Source organism: Methyloceanibacter sp., assembly GCF_041573655.1.
Taxonomy (GTDB): Bacteria; Pseudomonadota; Alphaproteobacteria; order Rhizobiales; family Methyloligellaceae; genus Methyloceanibacter.
Genome location: NZ_JBFFQD010000093.1, coordinates 1 through 2,828 on the forward strand (window position 1 = coordinate 1; position 2,828 = coordinate 2,828).

Annotated in this window: 3 protein-coding genes; all 3 read left to right on the top strand. The window is 60.7% G+C overall.

Annotation, left to right across the window (positions count from 1 at the left end; genetic code table 11):
* Nucleotides 1-165 precede the first annotated feature (165 nt).
* Complete coding sequence (gene galE, locus ABY454_RS12170; RefSeq protein ID WP_372931016.1) at nt 166-1,158, top strand: UDP-glucose 4-epimerase GalE; 993 nt, start codon at nt 166-168, stop codon at nt 1,156-1,158.
* A gap of 157 nt (nt 1,159-1,315) precedes the next feature.
* Complete coding sequence (locus tag ABY454_RS12175) at nt 1,316-1,672, top strand: hypothetical protein (RefSeq protein ID WP_372931018.1); 357 nt, start codon at nt 1,316-1,318, stop codon at nt 1,670-1,672.
* Nucleotides 1,673-1,894: 222 nt separating this feature from the next.
* A partial coding sequence (locus ABY454_RS12180; RefSeq protein ID WP_372931020.1) for a nucleotide sugar dehydrogenase occupies nt 1,895-2,828 on the top strand: 934 nt, incomplete at its 3' end.

Sequence of the window (2,828 nt, forward strand, 5' to 3'; positions counted from 1 at the left end):
GCGACGGGAAACACGGCCTTGCGGACGCGAGCGGTCATTCACTCCTCGTTAGGCTTAACGATCGGTTAGCGGCGGGTTCCATCTCCTCCGAGGACTTAGAAGTCCCTCAACCTCTTTGCGATAGCAAGAGTGAATTGCGGTTTTGGCAACTGGGGATCATACACAATGAGCGTCCTTGTGACCGGCGGGGCTGGCTATATCGGCAGCCATATGGTGCTGCAGCTTCTTGACGCCGGCGAGGAGGTGTTCGTTCTCGATAATCTATCCACCGGTTTCCGTTGGGCCGTTCCGAACAGCGCCCAGTTCCTCGAAGGCGACGTGGGCGACCTCGACCTCGTGAACGGGCTATTCAAGGAGCACAAGATCGAGTCCGTTGTTCACTTTGCGGGGTCGATCGTCGTGCCGGAATCGGTAGCAGACCCGCTGGGCTACTATCTCAACAACACCTGCAAGACACGGAACCTGCTCTCGTGCGTAGTCAAGGCCAAGATTCCGAACTTTGTTTTCTCGTCGACTGCGGCGGTTTACGGCATTCCAAAGATCAATCCTGTCGGCGAGGACACCGAGTTGCAGCCGATCTCACCTTACGGAAACTCGAAGCTCATGACGGAGACGATGCTGAGCGATACGGCCAAGGCCCATCCGCTCCACTTCGTGGCGCTGCGCTACTTCAACGTTGCCGGCGCCGATCCGAAGGGCCGCAGCGGCCAATCCTCAGCTTGCGCCACGCATCTGATCAAAGTGGCCTCGGAAGCCGCGCTCGGTTTGCGGCCGCGCCTCGAAGTCTTCGGCACGGATTATGAGACGCCGGATGGCACATGCGTTCGCGACTACATCCACGTGACCGATCTCGTGCGCGCGCATGTCGATGCGTTGCGCTATTTGAGGGATGGCGGCGAGAGCGTCGTCCTGAACTGCGGTTATGGCGAAGGATACTCCGTGCTTGACGTGATCGAGGCGGTGAAGCGCGCCTCGCAGAGCGACTTCCCGGTGCATCTCACGGAACGCCGGGAGGGCGATCCGCCCGAGCTCGTGGCTGGCGCCGGGCGCATCCGTGAGGTTTTGGGCTGGGAGCCGCAGCTCAACGATCTCGATCGCATCGTCGGGGACGCGCTATCTTGGGAAAAGCGTCTCAAGCAGGTCCGCGTCGCTCAATAACCCAAGAACTAAGATGGCATGGCCTCAAGCAACCTCACGGCCGATTCCTGAGCCGCCTATTGCTTGCCCCTCGCGCCGGCGCGATCGTATCTCCCATCGACCCCGTGATGACGTTTGAAGATTTGATGCGGGATCTGGAGGAAAGCCGCCAAGACCGGTGATCTATCTCGATACCTCGGTTGCCTTAGCGCAGCTCTTGGCCGAAGACCGCGCGCGCCCTCCAAGCCTTTGGCGTGAGCCGTTGATTGCGAGCCGGCTGCTCGAATACGAAATCTGGACTAGGCTGAACGCGCAGCGGCTGGAGCGGTCTCATAGCGACGACGCCCGCGCCCTCATTCAGCGCGTGGCGCTGATCGAGCTGGCAGCGCCAGTTTTGGCGCGGGCCCTTGAACCCTTCCCTATTCCGGTGCGCACACTCGATGCGCGGCGTGGTCAGACGGTTGAGCTCGCGAGCTATGATGACCACCTCCTCGCCGCAGCAAAGGCGCTCGGTGTTCCAATTGCCGCGCTTTGAACCGAAATAGCAAAGCGCCCACCAATTGAGAGACCGCGCCAAGAAAGGGGGGTGCGGCACTAGAGCTGCCGGAAGCCTGGAGAGTGGGCGCGAGCCACCAAGCAAGCTAGACTCAGGCAAGCGCAAGGGCTAACAACGCGTGGCTCGTGCCTGAGAGCCGGCCTGGAAGCGGCCGCACCTCAGGTGGGAAGACCTCAGTTTGCTGTCATTTGGGGACTAAAAATGAAACTGCCGGCCCTTGCCGACATTCGGATTGGTGTCGTTGGTCTTGGTTATGTGGGGCTGCCGCTCGCCGTCTATCTTTCACAACATTTTCCGGTGGTTGGCTTCGACATCGACGCCGATCGCGTCGACGAGCTTTCCCGCGGCATCGATCGCACCCACGAGGTGACCGACGAGGAATTCGCCGCCGTGAAAGAGCTCAGCTATGCGGCCGATATCGAAGGTTTGCGCGACTGCAATTTCTACATCGTCACCGTGCCGACCCCGGTCGACAACGCCAAGCGGCCTGATCTCTCGGCCCTCGTGAATTCGAGCCGCGCCTTAGGTACCGTGATCTCCCCAGGTGACATCGTGGTCTACGAGTCGACCGTGTTTCCAGGCGCCACCGAGGAGGTCTGCGTGCCGGAGCTGGAACAGGTCTCCGGTCTCAAATTCAATCAGGACTTCTTCGCCGGCTATTCGCCCGAGCGCATCAATCCCGGCGATCTGACCCACCGCGTACCGGATATCATCAAGGTCACGTCGGGCTCCACGCCCGAGGTCGGCGATCTCGTCAACGCGGTCTACGCCAAGGTCATCACCGCCGGCACCCATCGCGCCAGCTCGATCCGTGTCGCCGAGGCCGCCAAGGTCATCGAGAACATTCAGCGTGACGTGAATATTGCCCTTATCAATGAACTCGCCATGCTGTTCAAGCAGATGGGCCTGGAGACCCTCGAAGTGCTCGAGGCCGCCGGCACCAAGTGGAACTTCCAGCCCTTCCGTCCCGGCCTTGTCGGCGGACACTGCATCGGCGTCGACCCTTACTACCTGACCTACAAGGCAGAGCAGATCGGCTTCCACCCGCAGATGATCCTGGCTGGACGCCGCATCAATGACGGCATGGCTGCCTTCGTCGCCAACGACATCATCAAGGCCATGCTCAGGCGCAAGC